The 19,239-nt window shown below is 58.2% G+C and carries 16 protein-coding genes and 1 pseudogene; 8 read left to right on the forward strand and 9 right to left on the reverse strand.

Going from position 1 to position 19,239, the window contains the following annotated elements; all coding sequences use genetic code 11:
* The first annotated feature begins 429 nt into the window (after window positions 1–429).
* From AC3IYG_RS11295 to folE, 4 genes are all read left to right on the forward strand, one after another.
* On the forward strand, window positions 430–4,008 hold the full coding sequence (locus AC3IYG_RS11295; protein ID WP_489313792.1) for an indolepyruvate ferredoxin oxidoreductase family protein: 3,579 nt from the start codon (window positions 430–432) through the stop codon (window positions 4,006–4,008).
* A gap of 111 nt (window positions 4,009–4,119) precedes the next feature.
* Complete coding sequence (locus tag AC3IYG_RS11300; protein ID WP_489313793.1) at window positions 4,120–5,301, forward strand: acetyl-CoA C-acetyltransferase; 1,182 nt, start codon at window positions 4,120–4,122, stop codon at window positions 5,299–5,301.
* Complete coding sequence (locus AC3IYG_RS11305; RefSeq protein ID WP_489313794.1) at window positions 5,298–5,924, forward strand: TetR/AcrR family transcriptional regulator; 627 nt, start codon at window positions 5,298–5,300, stop codon at window positions 5,922–5,924. The genes AC3IYG_RS11300 and AC3IYG_RS11305 overlap by 4 nt, the downstream gene beginning before the upstream one ends.
* Before the next feature lie 51 nt (window positions 5,925–5,975).
* A complete protein-coding gene (gene folE / locus AC3IYG_RS11310) occupies window positions 5,976–6,533 on the forward strand; it encodes a GTP cyclohydrolase I FolE (RefSeq protein WP_489313795.1) in 558 nt (185 codons plus the stop codon).
* Between the two features lie 188 nt (window positions 6,534–6,721).
* Here the strand turns inward: folE and AC3IYG_RS11315 are convergent, their stop codons facing one another.
* Together AC3IYG_RS11315 and AC3IYG_RS11320 are read right to left on the reverse strand one after the other, a co-directional pair.
* A complete protein-coding gene (locus tag AC3IYG_RS11315) occupies window positions 6,722–7,276 on the reverse strand; it encodes a family 16 glycosylhydrolase (protein WP_489313796.1) in 555 nt (184 codons plus the stop codon).
* Between the two features lie 128 nt (window positions 7,277–7,404).
* Window positions 7,405–8,295, reverse strand: coding sequence for a DNA-binding protein (locus AC3IYG_RS11320; protein WP_489313797.1), 891 nt, complete (start codon window positions 8,293–8,295; stop codon window positions 7,405–7,407).
* A 78-nt stretch (window positions 8,296–8,373) separates the two neighbouring features.
* Between AC3IYG_RS11320 and AC3IYG_RS11325 the strand changes: the two genes are divergently transcribed.
* Window positions 8,374–9,549 (forward strand): site-specific integrase, encoded by a 1,176-nt coding sequence (locus AC3IYG_RS11325; RefSeq protein WP_489313798.1) that lies wholly within the window; start codon window positions 8,374–8,376, stop codon window positions 9,547–9,549.
* 74 nt (window positions 9,550–9,623) lie between these two features.
* On the opposite strand, the gene AC3IYG_RS11330 is transcribed toward AC3IYG_RS11325, so the two are convergent.
* Both AC3IYG_RS11330 and AC3IYG_RS11335 read right to left on the reverse strand, forming a co-directional pair.
* On the reverse strand, window positions 9,624–10,394 hold the full coding sequence (locus AC3IYG_RS11330; RefSeq protein WP_489313799.1) for a DUF6602 domain-containing protein: 771 nt from the start codon (window positions 10,392–10,394) through the stop codon (window positions 9,624–9,626).
* A 172-nt stretch (window positions 10,395–10,566) separates the two neighbouring features.
* Complete coding sequence (locus tag AC3IYG_RS11335; protein ID WP_489313800.1) at window positions 10,567–11,265, reverse strand: hypothetical protein; 699 nt, start codon at window positions 11,263–11,265, stop codon at window positions 10,567–10,569.
* A gap of 579 nt (window positions 11,266–11,844) precedes the next feature.
* On the opposite strand from AC3IYG_RS11335, the pseudogene AC3IYG_RS11340 reads away from it, so the two are divergent.
* Window positions 11,845–11,987, forward strand: a pseudogene (locus AC3IYG_RS11340) (IS3 family transposase); the annotation flags it as partial.
* Between the two features lie 65 nt (window positions 11,988–12,052).
* Here AC3IYG_RS11340 and AC3IYG_RS11345 read toward each other — a convergent pair.
* Genes AC3IYG_RS11345 through AC3IYG_RS11360 form a run of 4 tightly spaced genes read right to left on the reverse strand, consistent with a single transcriptional unit; the run spans window position 12,053 to window position 16,620 of the window.
* Complete coding sequence (locus AC3IYG_RS11345; RefSeq protein WP_489313801.1) at window positions 12,053–13,402, reverse strand: hypothetical protein; 1,350 nt, start codon at window positions 13,400–13,402, stop codon at window positions 12,053–12,055.
* Window positions 13,392–14,312, reverse strand: coding sequence for an ATP-binding protein (locus tag AC3IYG_RS11350; RefSeq protein WP_489313802.1), 921 nt, complete (start codon window positions 14,310–14,312; stop codon window positions 13,392–13,394). Before AC3IYG_RS11350 ends, AC3IYG_RS11345 begins: the two co-directional genes overlap by 11 nt.
* Window positions 14,309–16,219, reverse strand: coding sequence for a hypothetical protein (locus AC3IYG_RS11355; protein WP_489313803.1), 1,911 nt, complete (start codon window positions 16,217–16,219; stop codon window positions 14,309–14,311). The genes AC3IYG_RS11350 and AC3IYG_RS11355 overlap by 4 nt, the downstream gene beginning before the upstream one ends.
* Window positions 16,216–16,620, reverse strand: a complete 405-nt coding sequence (locus AC3IYG_RS11360; RefSeq protein ID WP_489332191.1) for a hypothetical protein — start codon at window positions 16,618–16,620, stop codon at window positions 16,216–16,218. Before AC3IYG_RS11360 ends, AC3IYG_RS11355 begins: the two co-directional genes overlap by 4 nt.
* 72 nt (window positions 16,621–16,692) lie before the next feature.
* Here AC3IYG_RS11360 and AC3IYG_RS11365 point away from each other — a divergent pair, with 72 nt between their 5' ends.
* Entirely contained in the window at window positions 16,693–17,655 is a 963-nt protein-coding gene (locus AC3IYG_RS11365; RefSeq protein WP_017846754.1) for an IS30-like element ISPsme1 family transposase, read from the forward strand.
* On the opposite strand, the gene AC3IYG_RS11370 is transcribed toward AC3IYG_RS11365, so the two are convergent.
* Window positions 17,645–17,965: a hypothetical protein gene (locus tag AC3IYG_RS11370; RefSeq protein WP_489332193.1), complete on the reverse strand. Its 321-nt coding sequence runs from the start codon at window positions 17,963–17,965 to the stop codon at window positions 17,645–17,647. The genes AC3IYG_RS11365 and AC3IYG_RS11370 overlap by 11 nt on opposite strands.
* A 247-nt stretch (window positions 17,966–18,212) precedes the next feature.
* On the opposite strand from AC3IYG_RS11370, the gene AC3IYG_RS11375 reads away from it, so the two are divergent.
* Window positions 18,213–19,175, forward strand: coding sequence for an IS30-like element ISPsme1 family transposase (locus tag AC3IYG_RS11375; protein ID WP_017846754.1), 963 nt, complete (start codon window positions 18,213–18,215; stop codon window positions 19,173–19,175).
* The last annotated feature ends 64 nt before the right edge of the window (window positions 19,176–19,239 follow it).

The following is a 19,239-nucleotide window of genomic DNA, read 5'->3' on the forward strand; positions in this document are numbered from 1 at the left end:
TTTGGGCCCGCCGGGCGCAGCTTTTAATGCGCTGGCGTGGGGGCTTTCGGTGTGGACTGAAGTAGACGGGACGGGGTGGTTCAGGAACAACGATTGGGTGTATTGGTGAAATGCAGATGGTATTAAGGGGGAGGTTTTTGGAGGGGATTAGAGGTGGCCGGGATACATCAATCCGTCCCCTCTGCCCGCTTGCGGGAGAGGGGACTAACCCGCGTGAGTCATACATCACCGCCCCTTCAAAATTCTGGCTCCCCGCATTCGCAAGGATGACGGCGGCAGCCCGACAGCAGTTCAGCTATCTGAAAACCCAATACCGCCCTGCTGTTTTTGTGATTTTACGATGACACTCCTCCTCCCTAGACTCCGGCCAACAACAAGGCAACGCCGTTCTCCTGGCGCCGCCAACACAATAAAGCCTGGAGGATGAACATGAGTGCGCCCCCGTCTCTGGATGACAAATACGTCCAGCACAGCGGAAAAGTTTTGCTCACCGGTATTCAAGCGCTGGTGCGTCTGCCCCTGATGCAGCGCCAACGCGATCTGGCCAATGGGCTGAACACGGCCGGGTTTATTTCCGGCTATCGCGGCTCACCCCTGGGCGGCTTCGACCAGGCGTTGTGGAAGGCTCGCGACTACCTCAAAGAGCACCACACGGTGTTCCACCCTGGCATGAACGAAGACCTCGCGGCCACCTCGATCTGGGGTACGCAGCAGGTGAATATTTTCGAGGGCGCTACCTACGATGGCGTGTTCGGCATGTGGTACGGCAAGGGGCCGGGCGTGGACCGTTGTGGCGATGTGTTCCGCCACGCCAATGCCGCCGGCACCTCGAAGTTCGGTGGTGTACTGGCGATTGCCGGTGACGACCATGGCGCCCGTTCTTCTTCGCTGCCGCACCAGACTGAGCATATTTTCAAAGCGGTGATGATGCCGGTACTGGCGCCGTCTGGCGTGCAGGAGTACCTCGACTACGGCATGCATGGCTGGGCCATGTCGCGCTATTCGGGTTGCTGGGTGGCCCTGAAAGCAGTGGCTGATACTGTGGAAAGCGCGGCCATTGTTGATATCGATATCAACCGCGTGCAGCCGATTATTCCGGACATTCAGCTGCCTGAAGGTGGCCTGAACATTCGTTGGCCAGACCCACCTCTGGCGCAGGAACAACGGCTGCTGGAGCACAAGCTATACGCGGCGCTGGCCTACGCCCGTGCCAACCGTATCGACCGCATTGTGATGGATTCGCCGAAAGCGCGGATTGGCATTATTACCTCGGGCAAGTCCTACCTGGACGTATGCCAAGCGCTGAAAATCCTCGGCATAGATGACGCTCTGGCGCAGCAAATTGGCTTGCGTGTGTACAAGGTCGGCATGGTCTGGCCATTGGAAGCAGAAGGCGTGCGGCAGTTTGCCGAGGGCCTGGAGGAGATCGTGGTGGTGGAAGAAAAACGCCACATGATCGAGTACCAACTCAAGGAAGAACTCTACAACTGGCGCGAGGACGTGCGCCCGCGCATCGTCGGCAAATTCGATGACAAAGGTGAATGGAGCCTGCCGCACACCGACTGGCTGCTGCCTGCCATCAACGACCTGACCCCGGCAATGATTGCCCGTGCGCTGGCCAAACGCATTTTGCGTCTGCATCAAAGCGGCGCGCTGCAAGTGCGCCTGGCCGTATTGGACGCGCAACTGGCGAGCAAGGGCCAGTTCAGCAACCTGATGGACCGCGTGCCACATTACTGCTCCGGTTGCCCGCACAACACCTCGACCAAGGTGCCGGCCGGTAGCCGTGCTCTTGCCGGTATTGGCTGTCACTACATGGCCGCGTGGATTTACCCGCAAACCCAAACGTTCAGCCAAATGGGCGGCGAAGGCGTGGCATGGATCGGCCAGGCGCCCTTCACCACCACTCAGCATGTGTTCGCCAACCTGGGTGACGGCACCTATTTCCACTCCGGCATTTTGGCCATTCGCGCCGCTATCGCCGCCAAGGTGCAGATCACCTACAAGATTCTCTACAACGACGCCGTGGCCATGACTGGCGGCCAGCCGGTTGACGGCACCCTCAGCGTGGCGCAGATCAGCCGGCAGTTGGCGGCTGAGGGCGTGCAGCGTTTGGTGGTGGTGAGCGACGACGTTGAGAAGTACCAGCACATCCACGACCTGGCTGCCGGCGTGCCGGTACTGCGCCGCGACAAGATGGACGAGGTGCAAGAGGAGCTGCGGCAATTCAAGGGTGTGTCGGCAATCATCTACGACCAGACCTGCGCCGCGGAAAAACGTCGGCGCCGTAAGCGCGGCAAATTTCCGGATCCGGCTCGTCGGGTAGTGATCAACGAAGCAGTCTGTGAGGGCTGTGGTGATTGCAGTAGCAAGTCCAACTGCATGTCGGTGGTGGCGGTGGAAACCGAGTACGGCCGCAAGCGTGAAATTGACCAGTCTTCATGCAACAAAGACTTCACCTGCCTTAATGGTTTTTGCCCGAGCTTTGTCACCGTCGAAGGCGGTACGTTGCGCAAACCCAAGGCGCTGGCGGCCAACCCCGATGATGTGTGGGAGCTACCAACACCGGCCACCGTTGCGCTGGATGAGCCCTACAGCATTCTGGTGACCGGCGTTGGCGGCACTGGAGTGGTGACCATCGGCGCCCTGCTCGGTATGGCGGCGTTTATTGAAGGCAAAGGCACGCTGAATCTGGATATGGCCGGCATGGCGCAGAAAGGCGGCGCGGTGTGGTCACACATTCGCATTGCCGCGCGCCAAGAGCAGTTGTTTGCGCCACGGATTGCCGAAGGTGAAGCCGCCCTGCTGCTGGGTTGCGACCTGGTGGTAAGTGCTAATACCGAGACGCTGTCGAAGCTACGCCAAGGCGTCACCCATGCCCTGGTCAACAGTGAAGAAAGCATCACCAGCGCCTTTGTCCGCACCTTCGCCTTGCAAGCGGAAAGCGGTGATCTGCTGAAGCACCCGGACCCGAAATTCCACACCCAGAGCATGTCGGTGCAAATTGCCGAAGCGGTTGGCCATGCCCAGGCGGACTTTGTCGATGCGAGCAAAATCGCCACGGCGTTGATGGGCGACTCGATTGCCACCAACACCTTTATGCTTGGCTACGCCTACCAGAAAGGCTGGTTGCCGGTGGGTGAAACGGCGCTGGTTCAGGCCATCGAACTGAATGGCACCGCCGTGGCGTTCAACCTCAATGCCTTCGCCTGGGGCCGGCGCAGTGCCGTGGACTTGCCCCGCGTATTACGCAAGCTGGAAGCTGCCAAGGTACAGAGTGCTGACCGCGTTCTGTCGCAAAGCCTGGAAGAAACCCTGGCGCGGCGCATGACTTTCCTGACCGCCTACCAGAACAAAGCCTATGCCCAGCGCTACCAGCAGCGCGTCGAGCAATTCATGGCAGCGGAAACTGCGCTGCTCGGTCAACCAGGTGATCTGTCGGCAAGCGTTGCCCGTTACTACTTCAAAGTGCTGGCGATCAAGGATGAGTACGAAGTAGCGCGGCTGTTCACCAACGGCGAATTCCTGGAAAAAATCCAGGCCTCGTTCGAAGGCGACTACAGCCTGCGTTTCCACTTGGCGCCGCCATTGATGAACGACAATAGCAGTGGCCGTGAGCCGAAAAAACGCAGTTTTGGCCCGTGGATGCTGCAAGGCTTCAAGCTGCTGGCCAGGCTCAAGTTCCTGCGCAATACCTGGCTCGACCCGTTCGGCTACACCCATGAGCGCAAGGTGGAACGCAGCTGGCAGGCCAATTACGAAGCCATCCTCGACGAAGTACTGGCTGGCTTGAATGCCGACAAGCTGGCACTGGCTCAGGAGTTGGCGCAGCTGCCGGATAGCGTGCGCGGTTATGGCCCGGTTAAAGAACGCTTCCTCGCCCACGCCGAACAGCGCCAAGCGCAGTTGCTCGAGCAATGGCGCAATGGCCCGAGTGCCCCGCTCTCTAATGACCAGTTCCACGATGCCAGCCAGGCCACCGGTAAAATCGCCGTGACTCAGCTGTAACCCCCGACACCCGCGAGCTGCGGCGCGTGGGTGCACCTGTTTTCTGCCATGTGGCAGGGCGTGGCAACTCGGAAAGGTGCCACGCTTTTTTATTCGAAGTTGGAGCTCAGTATGCAAGACGTCGTCATAGTCGCCGCTACCCGCACCGCCATCGGCACCTTTCAGGGTGCGCTGGCCAACACCAGCGCCGTGGAATTGGGCAGCGTGGTTATCCAAGCGCTGCTGAAAAAAGCCGGGATCGATGCCGGCCTGGTAGATGAGGTGATTCTCGGCCAGGTGCTCACCGCTGGCTGCGGGCAAAACCCGGCGCGTCAGGCGGCACTGAACGCCGGCCTGCCACATAGCGTGTCGGCCATGACCATCAACAAACTCTGCGGCTCCGGGTTGAAAACCGTCAGCCTGGCGGCCCAGGCGATTCGCTGCGGCGACGCCGAGGTGGTGATTGCCGGCGGTATGGAAAACATGAGCCTGGCCCCGTACACCCTGGCCAAAGCCCGCACCGGTTTGCGCATGGGCCACGCGCAATTGGCTGATTCGCTGCTGCAAGACGGTCTGATTGACGCCTTCAACGACTACCACATGGGCATCACCGCCGAGAACCTGGTGGACTGCTACAGCCTGACCCGCGAGCAACAAGACGCCTATGCCTTGCGCTCGCAACAGCTGGCCAGTGCAGCCATTGAGGCTGGGTGTTTTGCCGCGGAAATAACCCCGGTGGCGATTCCTCAACGCAAAGGCGAGCCGCTGCTGTTTGCCGTTGATGAACAACCGCGCGGGCAAACCACTGCCGACAGCCTAGCCAAACTCAAACCGGCATTCAAAAAACACGGCAGCGTAACCGCCGGCAATGCCTCGACGATCAATGACGGCGCCGCTGCTGTGCTGCTGATGAGTGCGAGCAAAGCCAAGCAGCTGGGCGTGCCCGTGCTTGCGACCGTCAAGGCCTACGCCAGTGCGGGTGTAGACCCGGCGATCATGGGTATTGGCCCGGTATCGGCCAGCAAGAAGTGCCTGGAAAAAGCCGAGTGGACCCTGGCCGATCTGGACCTGATCGAAGCCAACGAGGCTTTCGCTGCGCAGTCATTGTCGGTCGGCAAAGAGCTGGGTTGGGACATCAACAAGGTCAACGTTAACGGGGGTGCTATCGCCCTTGGCCACCCGATTGGCGCTTCAGGTTGCCGGGTGTTGGTGACCTTGCTGCATGAAATGCTTAAGCGCGATGCGAAAAAAGGTTTAGCAACTCTGTGCATTGGCGGCGGCCTGGGCGTAGCCCTGGCGCTGGAACGCCATTGATCGCCGCGCGCGCTGTGCAGGCCTTACCGTTAACACTCTGGCCTGGCGTCCCAAGCGTCGACGTTGGCACCCGGCAGTTGTTGCGCCAAGTGGCGCTGGAGCTATTTGCCGAGCATGGCTTTCACGGCGTCAGCCTGCGCCAATTGGCAGCGGCGCTGCATATGCAGGTGGGCTCGCTGTACAACCATATTGAAAGCAAACAGGCGCTGCTGTTCGAGCTGATCGAAGAGCATGAAAGTGATCTGTTGGAGCTGTTGCAAACCGAAGCGCCGCGCCTTGCTGATGGCCTGCTGCAGTTGGAAACCTACGTGCACATGCACCTGCAATTCAACTGCCTGCACGACCAGCGCCACGCCCTCGCCCGCCTGGAGTTTCGCAGCCTCAGTTACGAGCAACAAGACAGCATTGAACGGCTACGTAGGGCCAACACCCAGCACCTGGAAAACATCCTCCGCCACTGCGCCTTGCCGGCCGGCGAGTGCAACCCGATTGCCTTGGGCATGCAGGCATTGCTGGATCGCGTTGTTGCTGGCTACCCCAATGGTGGACGGCCGCCGTTGGAGAGTTTGGCGGCGTTGTTTAGTCGCATGGTGTTGAGTGGGTTGAGTATGGCCAAGGCATAGGTGGCCATGTTGGCCCAACTCCGTTTCCGCCCATAACAATAAGGTCGACCGATGAACGAAGAACTGGCCAGAAATTACCGCGAAATTCTTCAGGGTGTGGGCGAAGACCCGCAGCGCGAAGGCTTGCTGGACACGCCAAAACGTGCGGCTAAAGCCATGCAGTATCTGTGTCATGGCTACCAGCAAAGCCTGGAGCAAACCGTAAACGGCGCGCTGTTTGAGTCGGATAACGATGAGATGGTCATCGTCCGCGATATCGAGTTGTACTCGCTGTGCGAACACCACCTGCTGCCGTTTATTGGCAAGGCCCATGTCGCCTACATGCCCACCGGCAAGGTGCTGGGGCTGTCGAAGGTGGCGCGGATTGTCGATATGTTCGCCCGCCGTTTGCAGATACAGGAAAACCTCACGCGGCAGATTGCCGAAGCGATTACCCAGGTCACCGATGCCGCCGGCGTAGCCGTGGTAATCGAAGCCAAACACATGTGCATGATGATGCGCGGCGTGGAGAAGCAGAACTCGGTGATGAGCACCTCGGTGATGCTCGGTGCCTTCCGTGAGTCGTACAACACTCGCCAGGAATTCTTGCAGCTAATCCGCAGCTGCTAGCCGCAGTGCCTGGCTTACGCTTGGTCTTCCTTGAGGCCCATTTCTCAGTCCTTACGCTGGGGTGATCAGGTGATCCTACCGCCGCAGTGACTATGCGGCTAGGAGCGAGCTCCTCATGATGAAGAGTTGGCATTCACCTCCCCAAAATGTCGCACTAGGCAACCTGTGAGCTTGTTCGATTGCCTTTTTCATCCTAATTCTGAGGCGTAGGCGCTAGCTACCGCCGCATTTACTGAAATCGATCCAACAACCGCAGCACCAGGTAAGGCGCGCCTTGCAATGCGCCCGGCGAGTTCGCGGGAGCGCGTCGGCCAGGTGTTCACATGCAGAGTCATGGGTAGGTGCGGAATGGGGGTGGGATCCCAGACGCCTCGCCGGTACACCAAGCGACCATCGACAAGCCACCTGATTTCAGATGGGTCCCACTCGATCGCGTAGGTGTGAAGTGCGTCTGCCGCGTCGAAGCCGAGGGGAATGAGGCTTGGCGTTCCTCGGTACCCGTAGTCGAACTTTGCCCCGTCTCCGCCGGGGTTGTAGAAGACGTTCACTAGCAGATGGTTCGAGCGATTACCCACGATCTCGATATCTATCTCCTGTCGAGGCGAGTCACGGCGCAGGAAGAACCCTGTCACCAGGCCAGGAACTCTGGTTGCCTGCATCGAAACCTCAAGCCTTGTTGCCGCTGACCGAAAACTGACCCAGGTGTTCAACTGCTTCTGCTCACTTTTCGAGCAGGAGAACACAGGGTGATCAGCATGGAAATGTTGGGAAAAATCCGGCGGATGTACTTCCGCGACAAGCTCTCGCTGCACCAGATAGGTGTGCAACCCAGGGAAGTCTAGTGCGAATTCGCCGACCCGACGCGCCAGGGCTAACGCGCAGAGCGGGGAGACTCCGCTTGAACAGCTGCTCTGGATTGCGGTTTTGTCGGATTAGCTTTTGCGCGCTTGGCTCGGACAGGCTTCACAAGTTGCTGCTCAAGGGTATTGGCCCGAGCCTTCTCAGCGGCAGCGATCTGCTGCGCCTCACTGAGTTGAGACAGTACAGTGTCTAGCCGTTGGCGCAACTGGTTGTGTTGCCTTGTCAGTGCCTTAAGCTGAGCGGCGACCACCCTGTTCTCTTCCCGAGCACGATCGACTTCGCGGTGGGCGCGGTCTTCGATGCCGCGTACGTATGCCGTCGTGGCGTCACGTTCTTGGGTCAATTGTTGTTGTGCGGTCTGCAATTCCTGGCGCAGCATAGTCACTTCATGCAAAGCCACTTTGCGCTCCTCGGCAAGCTCCGAACAGCGGCTTTTTTGGTCAGCTAGTTGTGTCTGGTGCTGCGCCAGCAGAAGCTCCAGGTCGGCCAGGCGGGTCTCGGCAACATGCTGTGCTGCCTGCGCGGCGGCTACCTGCTGCCGGGCCTTGGCTATCAGCTGTCGGGCCTCATCCTCGACCGCGACCACGCGTAAACACTCTTTTTCCAGAACAGAACGGCGTTCTGCCAACGCCTGCTCGGCCACTCCATCAGCCAGCGCCATGGCCTGCTGCCACACCGCGACAAAGGCCTGCGAAACCTCTGCCGGCAATGCGGGCAGACGCGTCTCGCCGCGTAGGCGCTGAGCTAGGCGTTCCCACCACTGGTCAAGCAAGGCACCGACCCGCGCCGGGCTGCCGCGCCCCAGCTCCTGACGTACACGCTCCACTGTCGGCCGTTCGCCGCGCTCCAGGACTGCATCAGCCGCAGCAAACACTGCCTCTTCCGCTACACCTACCGCCATTGCCCGCCTCCGAGTATATTAGGTCTGATAATGAAAGATTATCCGACCTTATTTGTTTAGTATTGGAAATATAATACGTTGAGCGTATTAAATATTACAGATCAGTTGCCGCTGGTTAGCGAAACGCCGTTGGATCTGCATTTTCTGGCGATCAACGCCCAGGAAGCGGCAGCGGCGTTCATCGCCGCCGGTACCGCGGCCAACACCGTGCGCAGCTACCGCAGCGCCCTCGCCTACTGGTCGGCCTGGCTGCAACTGCGCTACGGCCAGGCGCTGGGCGATGCGGCCCTGCCCTCCACGGTGGCCGTACAGTTTGTGGTTGACCACCTGGCTCGCCCGACGGCCGACGGTGGTTGGGTGCACCTTTTGCCGCCGACCATCGACGCCGCGCTGGTGGCTGCGCGGGTCAAGGCCAAACTCGGCCCCCTGGCCTTCAACACCGTCAGTCACCGCCTTTCGGTACTCGGCAAATGGCATCGGCTCAACGGCTGGGACAATCCGTGCGAAGAACCGGCGCTGAAGACCTTGCTGCGCGACGCGCGCAAGGCGCAATCGCGCCAGGGTGTGACGGTGCGCAAGAAAACCGCCATCATCCTCGAGCCGTTGCAAGCGCTACTCGCCACTTGCACCGACGGCGTGCGCGGGGTGCGTGATCGCGCCCTCCTCCTGCTGGCCTGGAGTGGCGGTGGTCGTCGGCGCTCCGAAGTGGTCGGCTTGCAGGTCGGAGATGTGCGCCGCCTGGATGCCGACACCTGGCTCTATGCCCTAGGCGCGACCAAGACCGACACCGGCGGCGTGCGCCGCGAGAAGCCGCTGCGCGGGCCGGCAGCGCAGGCCCTCGCCGCCTGGCTGGCGGCCGCGCCAGCCGAATCCGGCCCGCTGTTCCGTCGAATGTATAGGGCTGGCAAGGTCGGCACCCAAGGCTTGTCAGCCGACCAGGTGGCACGGATTGTCCAACGCCGCGCCCATCTGGCCGGATTGGACGGCGATTGGGCGGCGCACAGCTTGAGGTCGGGCTTCGTCACCGAGGCCGGGCGTCAGGGCGTACCGCTCGGCGAAGTGATGACCATGACTGAACATCGCAGCGTCACCACGGTGATGGGCTACTTTCAGGCAGGTGCCCTGCTTGACAGTCGGGCCAGTCAACTCCTCGGACCGACACCGGTCGCGAGCAAACCTGCGCCAGAACCAGCAGCCGGGTCAAAGGGGGAGAGCGCTTTCTGCGCGTCAACCATGACGAACGCGGGAGACTGAGGCAGTTGCGCCGCTGATCGATAGGTCTGGTGGAAAGATAAAGCCACGTAGGCAGGTGCTGCGTACACCTGAAGTTACATGGGGAACAAGTCGATGGCGAAAATGTTCCTGCTGGGAGTGCTGCTGTGGTATGCCGCTCGCGGCACCAACAAATTCGCCGGTAGGCCACGGCTCAGGTGGCGTTCGACGCAGGCATACACTGAGAGGAAGAACCGCTCCAGCGCATTGATCGCGGTACCTTCGTGATCCTCGTAGAAATACGAGAGATAGCCCATGGCATCGCGATCGTGGATAACCATGTCTCTTTGCAGATGGTAGGAATGGTCCAGACCGGTGATTTCGTCCGGGAGGAACTGGAAAGTATCGTGATCGAACTCCTGATAGTTGCCTTGGTGGCGAAATGAGTGAAAGTGCCTGCTGACAGTCCCCAACGTCGGAGCGTTGAACATGAACAAGTATGTCCTCGCCTCCAGTCGCAAGCTTTGGAAACTCTGGAAATAGCGAATCACCTCATGAAACCCAGCCCGGTTGATCGAGGTTTTTACTTCGATAATGGCAATCACCGCCTCCGCCGGCACCACAACCACCCCCCCTGCTCGATAGAACGGGGCATACCGGTGCGAGTCGTAAATCAGAATGTCGCACTGCTTGGATAAGCCGCCCGCGCTGTCGATGATGAAGCCCTGCTCCACACTGACCGCCCCCGGAAGGTGGTCTTTAAGGAACTGGCGAAGTACCGCTTCGGCCAGTGCGCCAGTGGTCGGGTTGTGCCGGGTGATGTACACCTTGGCCTGGGCGATCTTGCTATACAGTTCCTGACTCGCATGATCAAAGTAATGGCTCATGCCATCCTCCTCTAAAGGTAAGTCGCAGAGCTGACGGCTGCCGGCGACTATGTCCCGTCAATTGCAGGCATGGCGCACCATCTCGACGAGGTGCCGCCGCACTGGCAGTTGAACACCCGCAGCGGTTCATCCTGCGGTGCCAACGCAGTGGCTTCCATGAATCACGCGAGACTCAAAGGTCGAAGATCCGAGAACCGCAAGCATCCACGCGGAAATTTGACCAGGCCCGCTGGCCTTGGCGCATTTCCTTTAGTCCGTTTTCACCAAATCGCGCAAGAATCTGCGCGAATAGCTGAGCAGGCTCCAGTACTTCCAGCAGCCGGTAGGTGACCAGCGGTCGGAGTGAAGTCAGATGCTCCAGGGTGGGATCGTGAAATTGACCTGCGTGCTCGATCAGCGCATGCCCCTCGACGCCCGCGTCCGGGTGGTGAATCAGTGACAGCGCATAGCGAAGCTGCGGATGTGAGGCCTGAAGACTCAGGATGGTAAGCAAACAGTTGTGCCAGCAGAAAGTGGGTTGAGTGAGCATCGGCTTCCTGGCGTGCAGTTCGCGGATGAACGTCGGCGAAGGCATCACCTGACCTGTAATGTCAATCCCCTGGAGGAACGCCTCCGGAAGCAGTGAGGTTTTCCCGTAGTTGAAAGCTTTGGCTTTCCCAGTGTCAGTATCCACGATTCGGTAATGCTGAGCCTTGAAGCTGTGTTGTGCCTGGGCCATGGCCTGATTCAACGACGTAAACCGGCCGATAGGAAGTGGTGCAGCACCGTCGACGTAGAGCTCAAAGCGGCCGGCACAATTGGCACCTTTATCCGAATTAGTGTCCGGTTCAACCGTCGACCACCACTTAGTCATCCATTTCAATACCATCATCCCTCCCACCATAAGCCAGAGCTGCCACCGGCTACTCACCAATCTTCAACACAGAGCGGTGAAGTTAACATGGTGTTGCGCATTCGGCACCGCGCTAGCTTCAGTGCGCCGCAAGACCGAGCCTGTACGACACCTGCACATGCGGGCTCGAAAACTTGAGGTATGCCTATCGGATCGTGATGAAAGGCGAGTCACTGCGGAGGAAAAACATGGAGGAATAAGCCGCATCGATGCGGCTACAATCCAAAATCCGCGCAACAGGGGTGAAAACACAGGTCACGGATTAGCGAAATGAGCGGTCACGTTCACCGAAATCCGCAATAGGTGCATGGACACGCTGTTGGGGTTGTCAGGCCCAGTCGGGAGCGCCAACCCTTTAGTGTGCCGACTTCTATAGTCGAAATATCCTAGTGGCTATAAATTATAGTTGCCGAGATATTTTAGGATAGTTCCCTGAGGCCCGGCAGCTGGTAAGCCCCCGTCACTATTTGATGAACCAGTACAAGTGCCCGCAATTCGAGTTCCATATACCGGCCTGACTCAGCAATTGCAGGCTTCACGAACTGGTACACCTGCGCCTTTGCCACCCGAGCCGAGGCTGAGGCAGCCAACCAGGAGTACATCGAGATTTCCTATAACCGCCAACGTCACCACTCGCGCCTTGGCTACCTGCCCCTGCTGAATTCGCCAATAAGTACTCGGATTCAACGGCGGCCGCTTGAGACGGGGCTGTCGCCGGCGACAGGGCACCTCAAAGGCGCTTGGCACGGCTTTTCAGGCACCAAAGTTAGAAGTAAAACATCGCCGTCGCCCTCATCGAGCCGTAGAACAGCATGGGTTTTACCGGGGTGCTCAACTCTGCGCGGGTACCGAAATTGCGAATATCTAACGCCTGCCCGGCCTGGACCGGCCCTATGAGCTGACGCATGGCTGCACGGTCAGCGGGCAGATCGAATTCACACTTATAGTAGCCTCGCAACCACTCGCCAAGGAGCCGAGACAACAGCATGTTGCTGCTGCCGGCGTCCAATACCGCGAAAAAATGCCGAGGATCGATGTGAACGAAAAACCGCGACGCAGCACGACTCCAGAACCATAAGCGCGCGACAAGCTGATAGAAAACGCTTTGAAAGAAACGTCGTGAAACCCTAGGCTCCATCTGGAGTTTTGCCAGCTGATGCGAGGCCTGCTCTGAAAGTCGCGGTATCGCTTTATCATTGCTCAGGTATTCAAATTTTTGCCGAAATATCGACAATGCCACGTTGTACAAGCACACGCTGCGCGACGAATCACCGACGCCGGGTCGTGAAAGAACTGCGCCGCAGGGGCAGTGGCGATGCGCTTTGAGCAGGCGAACTTGATGAAATCTGACAAAGCACCTGTAGCACTCATCCGGCGAACCCGGTACCGCACACTGGCCGAGCAGGTCGAAAGTCTTATGCCATATTTTGGTCGTTTTATCAGGGAAAAACTCCTGTATGGCGCAGCTGTCTGCAAGGGCTTGCGTGCCATCATCGGTCGCCTTAGCGAAATTGATCACGTCCAGTACCGCCAGCCGGTGCAGTCGCTCAGTATTGACGTGAAAATTCATGCAAGCCAACCCACTAGTGCTGGCGGCATAGGAACGACAGGCAGCAAAAATCGCTTCCCGGTTCGGCACCCAGTAACCGCAGTCCTCGCAACTGTAGCCGACCGGACTCCCGAACGAGGTGGGTGTGAACTTCCGAATGTCGTGGCAACGCTCACATAGCGGTTTCAGCGGCCGGTGATGCCACGGACAACTGACCACAAAGCGCAGTGAAAAGGCTGCTGGTACGAATCCTGTTTCCGCCAGGCACTCCGCACAATACTTGATGGGGCCGTGAACATTCTTTGGAAAATAATCGCCGGTTCGTTTGACGAAATTGCTGGACGACAGAAAGGAACGAGAGGTGTGGTATATCTCGTCCAGGGCCTTCTCGATCTGAGTTTCCCTACCCTTTTTCGAGCCCCGCCGTGACTTCTTTAGCGGAGCCGTTCCCAGCACGACCCTGCCACAGACGCCATTCACCACGGCGGCTTTGTGCAGAGCGGCAACGGCATGATCATATGGCCATGGAAAGTTATCTGGGAAAAATAGCCCGTGTTTATAGTACATCGCAGAACATCCGAACACTCGTGCGGCGGACCGCTTCAATGACTAGCTTGTCATCGGCTTCGAACAAGGCGTTGTCATGCGGCGCGATGAGCAGCAACAGGTCGAGGATCGACTCGCGTACGTGCTGCATGGGGAGATTGTTGACGTATTCCCCCGCTACACTTTCATCGAACGCCTTCCAGAACAAGCCCGCCAGCGGTGCCAGCCTGAGCCCGGCGGCAAAGGCCTCTGCCGCGAAGAACGCGGTATAGCTGGTGCCCGACCCGACGGGGTACTCGGAGCCCTCGTCACACGCCTGCAGTATCGCCGTCAGTTCGTCGACGCTCCGACACCCGTGGAACGGAATGATTTCTGCAAAGAAGCGGGCCACTATCTGCGGGCACTTGACCGCCCGAAGCCCGCTGAGTAGATGATAGATCTCCGATTGCGCAAAACCGATGACCGTTAAATTGATGCTTTGCGACTGGAGATAATTGTGAAGGTCCGACAGCACGCGAAAGTCGTTTTGACGCCATTGTTGAATCTCATCGACAACCAATACACATTGTGGCGCGGGTTGGCCGGTCACACGCCCTTCGATATAGGCCAGCAGGTGCTGAAGATAATCCACGCCTCGCGCATTAGGCGATGTCCGCTCCGATTCACATATCTCCTTCAACACGGACTGCCGTCGGCCGGGTTCACGGTGGCGGGCGATGTGGAGCATGGTGAATACGCCTGGCAACTTGATCTTTAACTGCTCGGCGACAAATTGTGCGCAACGGGTTTTGCCGACCCGCGACGCACCCTCGAACAACACGCCGGATCGTCTGGCGGCCACCCGATCGAGACTCAACCGAAGGACGCGCACCATCTGGTGCGTGATAAACAGCGCCTGGTCGGTCTTGAGAGGGTGAGCGCTGGCGTTCATCGCTCGACTCGGTTCAGCGCGCGACCAGGCGAGGGCAGCTCACCGTATTCGCTATCAGCTTGGATAAAATAGTCCGGTCGAACTGCCCGGTTTTTCCGAGGGCGCGGGTTTTCCGCCTTTTGGGTCGCAGCTTCCCGGCTGATAGACAACGCCACTCCGGCTTGCCCGTGTTGGGTGAAATAATCACTGAGTTGCTGGGTCGGGGATTTATCCTCATCGATCTTCAGATCCCCTGAACGGATCAAGCTGTTCACCTTGAGTCGCACGGAGGGCGTATGCTTGAACTCTCCCCACCATCCTTGCGCGCAGAGATAACCGATAGACTCACCATTTGGCAGATAGGCTTTGACTGCTCGGTAATCGTGATTATCGACTTCGATCAACAACTGCATTCCGACAAAAGCGAAGTCACCGGCCAGGATCGCGTTGGTATAGCGCACCCGATCTAATTGGATGTAAGGACGACGCCCACTGTCGCAGCTTCCACGCACAGTCGCTTTGCGAGTGGTCAGGTCCGCCTGCAATCGTTCTCGCTGCTCTGCTGAGTAGCTCGGAATTAGTGCGCCCTGGCGGAAGAACTGCTCTAGGTAACCTAGCGGCGAAAAGAGCCCCAGCCCTTCGCTGGGCGTGACATTGTAGTTGGCAAGCATCACGTCCATCGCATCCTCCATCCGCATGAGGTCTATTTCGTAATCCACGGCCTTTTGTTCGGCGTCCTTGGCCCGCCCGGCATGAGGATGGCTTCCAGTTGATGACACTAACCCGTGAATTTTTCGAACCACCTCCAGAAACGAACGCTCGATTTCCGCGCGCACCTCGAAATGCCCCACCGGCCCGATGCACACATGGAAACCGAAGTCGCGACGTGCCTCCGTGGTAATTTTCTTGGCGAGGTTGGACAGGTGGGAGTCGGCAAAAAATACCCCGAAGCTCATACCTTGGCAGCCCTCGATGACACCCGAGGGCAGTCCTGCGCCTGGCTTATACCGATACTCTTCGTTTACCAACGCTCTTGGGCACCATTTCCCAAGACAGGCTTGAGCGATGACTTCACGGACATCGGCTGCTGAGACTTCACTTCTCAGGACGAGCTTGTAGGCCAGGACAGCATTGGAAAAGGCATCGATCATCGATAATAACCAAATTCGATCAATCGCAACCCACTGATAGAATCCCGGCATTTCCTCTACGCGCAGCGCGAAGATGGCGTCGATGTGATGTCCATCAAGCTGAACGCAGTCGAAAGGCCGCTTAGGGTGGATGAAGCGTCGATGACCCGTGCCGGTCGCCAGATGAGCCACGGCAACCTCGTCACCGTGGGCATGAATATATTGGACCGCAAACCTTACACGTAGAGCTTTTAGGTACTTCCGGATGGTTGTACGACCTTTGTGCTTGGTATTGAAAGGCCAAGACGGTGAAGCAATGCCAGCCTTCTCTAGCGCCTGATTAAACGCTGAGACTAAGACACTCATCCCCCCTCGGTCGTCATTCAATACCGCACCGGGAGTACGGAGTAGGTCGATCATGGCCGCTTCAATTTCGGTGTGCTCGGACAACAGCATGTTGAGCGCGCCGGTCAGACCACCCTGCTGCTCACTTCGCTTCACACCAATGGGCTTGCGTCGCTCATAGGGAACAATCCGGGTGTACGCTATCAGCGCCCGCTCACCAAAATAATGTCCCTCTTCATCCATGGCGCAGAAGCGTTGTGCAAGCCGGTTAACCTCGTTGGACGGCATTCCAGTTTTCAGCCTGATCGCTTTCATCGAGGCCCCGTCGATGTACATTGACACGGCAAGCCGCCTTCGGGCGAAATCCGGCCATTGCGCCTGCGGCACCGTCGCTGGCTCGACGCGCGGCCAGTCGCCCTGTCTGATGGCCTGCGGGATCGCTGTACGTTTCATGAGGAGCCCCTCAACGACCAAACCGTGTGTTGGGAGGGCGTAGAATCCTCAACCGCGACTGTCACAAATCCTTCAATGGTGAGGCGCACCATTGCACAGATCAGGTGAGTAGGTGCCAGCATGGGAAATGCTTGCAGCAATCCGCCAAACGTCCCCGCCTGCACCTGATTCACGTAGCTGAGGACTGTCTCCTGCACGTAATCCACCAGGGGTTGATTCCGCCCAACCGCGATGAAATGCATGAGGCGGAGACGTGGTAGCAGCTCATACTGGCGGGCAGTGCGCGTGGATTCATCGAACAAGCGGTATAACGCTCCGTTGTTCGCGGCTAACTCCCGCTGCATCATGATTTGTTGGCTGGGATTTACTTCATCAACCCTGAATTCATAGAATAAGTGCAACGTTTGAAACGATAGGCAGAGAGTCAGCCACCGGTAGAATCCAGGCTCTCACACCGAAGGATTCAAGCGCAGATGACTACGCATTACCGGCAGCTAACTCAGGGCCAACGTTACCAGATTGAGGCCGGTCTGAGCGCCGGAAAAAGCCAGGCAAGCATCGCGAAACAGGTTGGCGTACATCCCTCGACGATAAGTCGTGAGGTTCGCCGCAACAGCTCCCAGAAGACCTACAAAGCGGTTGCTGCGACCCATGAAAGTGATGCCCGTCGAGCGCAGGCGCGCAAGCACTGCAAGCCATTAACGTGGTTCAGCCATTATCTGCCGCTCTGGCTAAAACACGGTATGAGCCCGGAGCAGATTGCTCAGCGCCTGAAGCAAGAGCAGCCGGAGCGCGCGGTCAGTCACGAGTGGATTTATCGGTTTATCGCCACCGACAAACACGCAGGTGGCGAGTTATACAAGTATTTGCGGCACCGCAGGAAGCTGTACCGAAAACGCTACGGAAGCCACGACCGGCGCGGACAGTTGCGTAATCGCGTATCGATAACCGAGCGCCCTGCTGAGGTCGAAGCCCGCGAGCGTCTAGGTGATTGGGAGGGTGACACGGTGCATGGCGTAGGCGGCAATCTGGTCACGCTGGTTGATCGTAAAAGCGGCTACCTGAGCGCCTATCCGGTCAAGCGCAGGACGCGCCGGCAGGTAACGCGGGCGATCAATCTGTTGCTCAAGGGGCATGCTGTTCACACGCTGACGCTGGATAACGGGAAGGAGTTTGCCGGGCATGAACGCATTGCGCATCGGAGCCAGTGCCAAGTCTTTTTTGCAGAACCCTATTCATCCTGGCAGCGAGGCACTAATGAAAATACCAACGGCCTGCTCCGGCAGTATTTTCCCAAGGGCGGCGACTTCAGCAAGCTGACCGTCGAGGCGGTCAGTCGCGTGGTAACGAAGATCAATTTACGCCCGCGAAAACGCCTGGGCTGGAAGACGCCGTACGAAGTTTATGCAGGGGTGAGCGTTGCACTTATGTGTTGAATTCAGGAACATATCCGGCTTTAACCTCATGCCACTCCAGCACGCCGTCGGCGTTCTTCGCCACGACATCTGGCCGAGTCCGACGACCGCCTACTTGATCGCCATACAACTCGTTTGCCGCCGGGATCCAGAAATCCACGACATGGGCATCAAACTCAAGGTTCAGAAGCCAGTGTGCGAACTCCTGGTTGCTTTCCAGAATGAGGTCAGTCCGTATCTTATGGCTGTAGACTAACCACAAGTAGCTGCGTGTCGATCGCCGGCTACGGATCCGGGCAAGAAATGCATTTTCCGGTGTTTTGTTAGGCATAGCCGCCCCCTCTCAATTGAATTGAGTCATGGGGTGACTCGTCTCTCCCGCGCGTGAATTCCCTTTGAATGGGGGGGCATGCACCAATTTATAATAATAGACACAGATATATGATTAGTTGATCGAAAAGAAACCTAAAAAACCAGCCGCCCCTGAATTCATAGAATAAGTGCAACGTTTGAAACGATAGGCAGAGAGTCAGCCACCGGTAGAATCCAGGCTCTCACACCGAAGGATTCAAGCGCAGATGACTACGCATTACCGGCAGCTAACTCAGGGCCAACGTTACCAGATTGAGGCCGGTCTGAGCGCCGGAAAAAGCCAGGCAAGCATCGCGAAACAGGTTGGCGTACATCCCTCGACGATAAGTCGTGAGGTTCGCCGCAACAGCTCCCAGAAGACCTACAAAGCGGTTGCTGCGACCCATGAAAGTGATGCCCGTCGAGCGCAGGCGCGCAAGCACTGCAAGCCATTAACGTGGTTCAGCCATTATCTGCCGCTCTGGCTAAAACACGGTATGAGCCCGGAGCAGATTGCTCAGCGCCTGAAGCAAGAGCAGCCGGAGCGCGCGGTCAGTCACGAGTGGATTTATCGGTTTATCGCCACCGACAAACACGCAGGTGGCGAGTTATACAAGTATTTGCGGCACCGCAGGAAGCTGTACCGAAAACGCTACGGAAGCCACGACCGGCGCGGACAGTTGCGTAATCGCGTATCGATAACCGAGCGCCCTGCTGAGGTCGAAGCCCGCGAGCGTCTAGGTGATTGGGAGGGTGACACGGTGCATGGCGTAGGCGGCAATCTGGTCACGCTGGTTGATCGTAAAAGCGGCTACCTGAGCGCCTATCCGGTCAAGCGCAGGACGCGCCGGCAGGTAACGCGGGCGATCAATCTGTTGCTCAAGGGGCATGCTGTTCACACGCTGACGCTGGATAACGGGAAGGAGTTTGCCGGGCATGAACGCATTGCGCATCGGAGCCAGTGCCAAGTCTTTTTTGCAGAACCCTATTCATCCTGGCAGCGAGGCACTAATGAAAATACCAACGGCCTGCTCCGGCAGTATTTTCCCAAGGGCGGCGACTTCAGCAAGCTGACCGTCGAGGCGGTCAGTCGCGTGGTAACGAAGATCAATTTACGCCCGCGAAAACGCCTGGGCTGGAAGACGCCGTACGAAGTTTATGCAGGGGTGAGCGTTGCACTTATGTGTTGAATTCAGGGCCTATACGCTTTCGTAATATGCTCTGGATACCCCCTAGAAGAACGATGCACCATCC

The sequence above is a fragment of the Pseudomonas sp. KH_027 genome, assembly GCF_057838565.1.

Excerpts from the sequence above, each read along its gene's own strand:
- AC3IYG_RS11295 (WP_489313792.1), top strand. The coding sequence starts at position 430 with ATGAGTGCGCCCCCGTCTCTGGATGACAAATACGTCCAGCACAGCGGA.
- AC3IYG_RS11300 (WP_489313793.1), top strand. The coding sequence starts at position 4,120 with ATGCAAGACGTCGTCATAGTCGCCGCTACCCGCACCGCCATCGGCACC.
- folE (WP_489313795.1), top strand. The coding sequence starts at position 5,976 with ATGAACGAAGAACTGGCCAGAAATTACCGCGAAATTCTTCAGGGTGTG.
- AC3IYG_RS11320 (WP_489313797.1), bottom strand. The coding sequence starts at position 8,295 with ATGGCGGTAGGTGTAGCGGAAGAGGCAGTGTTTGCTGCGGCTGATGCA.
- AC3IYG_RS11330 (WP_489313799.1), bottom strand. The coding sequence starts at position 10,394 with ATGAGCCATTACTTTGATCATGCGAGTCAGGAACTGTATAGCAAGATC.
- AC3IYG_RS11335 (WP_489313800.1), bottom strand. The coding sequence starts at position 11,265 with ATGATGGTATTGAAATGGATGACTAAGTGGTGGTCGACGGTTGAACCG.
- AC3IYG_RS11345 (WP_489313801.1), bottom strand. The coding sequence starts at position 13,402 with ATGTACTATAAACACGGGCTATTTTTCCCAGATAACTTTCCATGGCCA.
- AC3IYG_RS11350 (WP_489313802.1), bottom strand. The coding sequence starts at position 14,312 with ATGAACGCCAGCGCTCACCCTCTCAAGACCGACCAGGCGCTGTTTATC.
- AC3IYG_RS11355 (WP_489313803.1), bottom strand. The coding sequence starts at position 16,219 with ATGAAACGTACAGCGATCCCGCAGGCCATCAGACAGGGCGACTGGCCG.
- AC3IYG_RS11365 (WP_017846754.1), top strand. The coding sequence starts at position 16,693 with ATGACTACGCATTACCGGCAGCTAACTCAGGGCCAACGTTACCAGATT.
- AC3IYG_RS11370 (WP_489332193.1), bottom strand. The coding sequence starts at position 17,965 with ATGCCTAACAAAACACCGGAAAATGCATTTCTTGCCCGGATCCGTAGC.
- AC3IYG_RS11375 (WP_017846754.1), top strand. The coding sequence starts at position 18,213 with ATGACTACGCATTACCGGCAGCTAACTCAGGGCCAACGTTACCAGATT.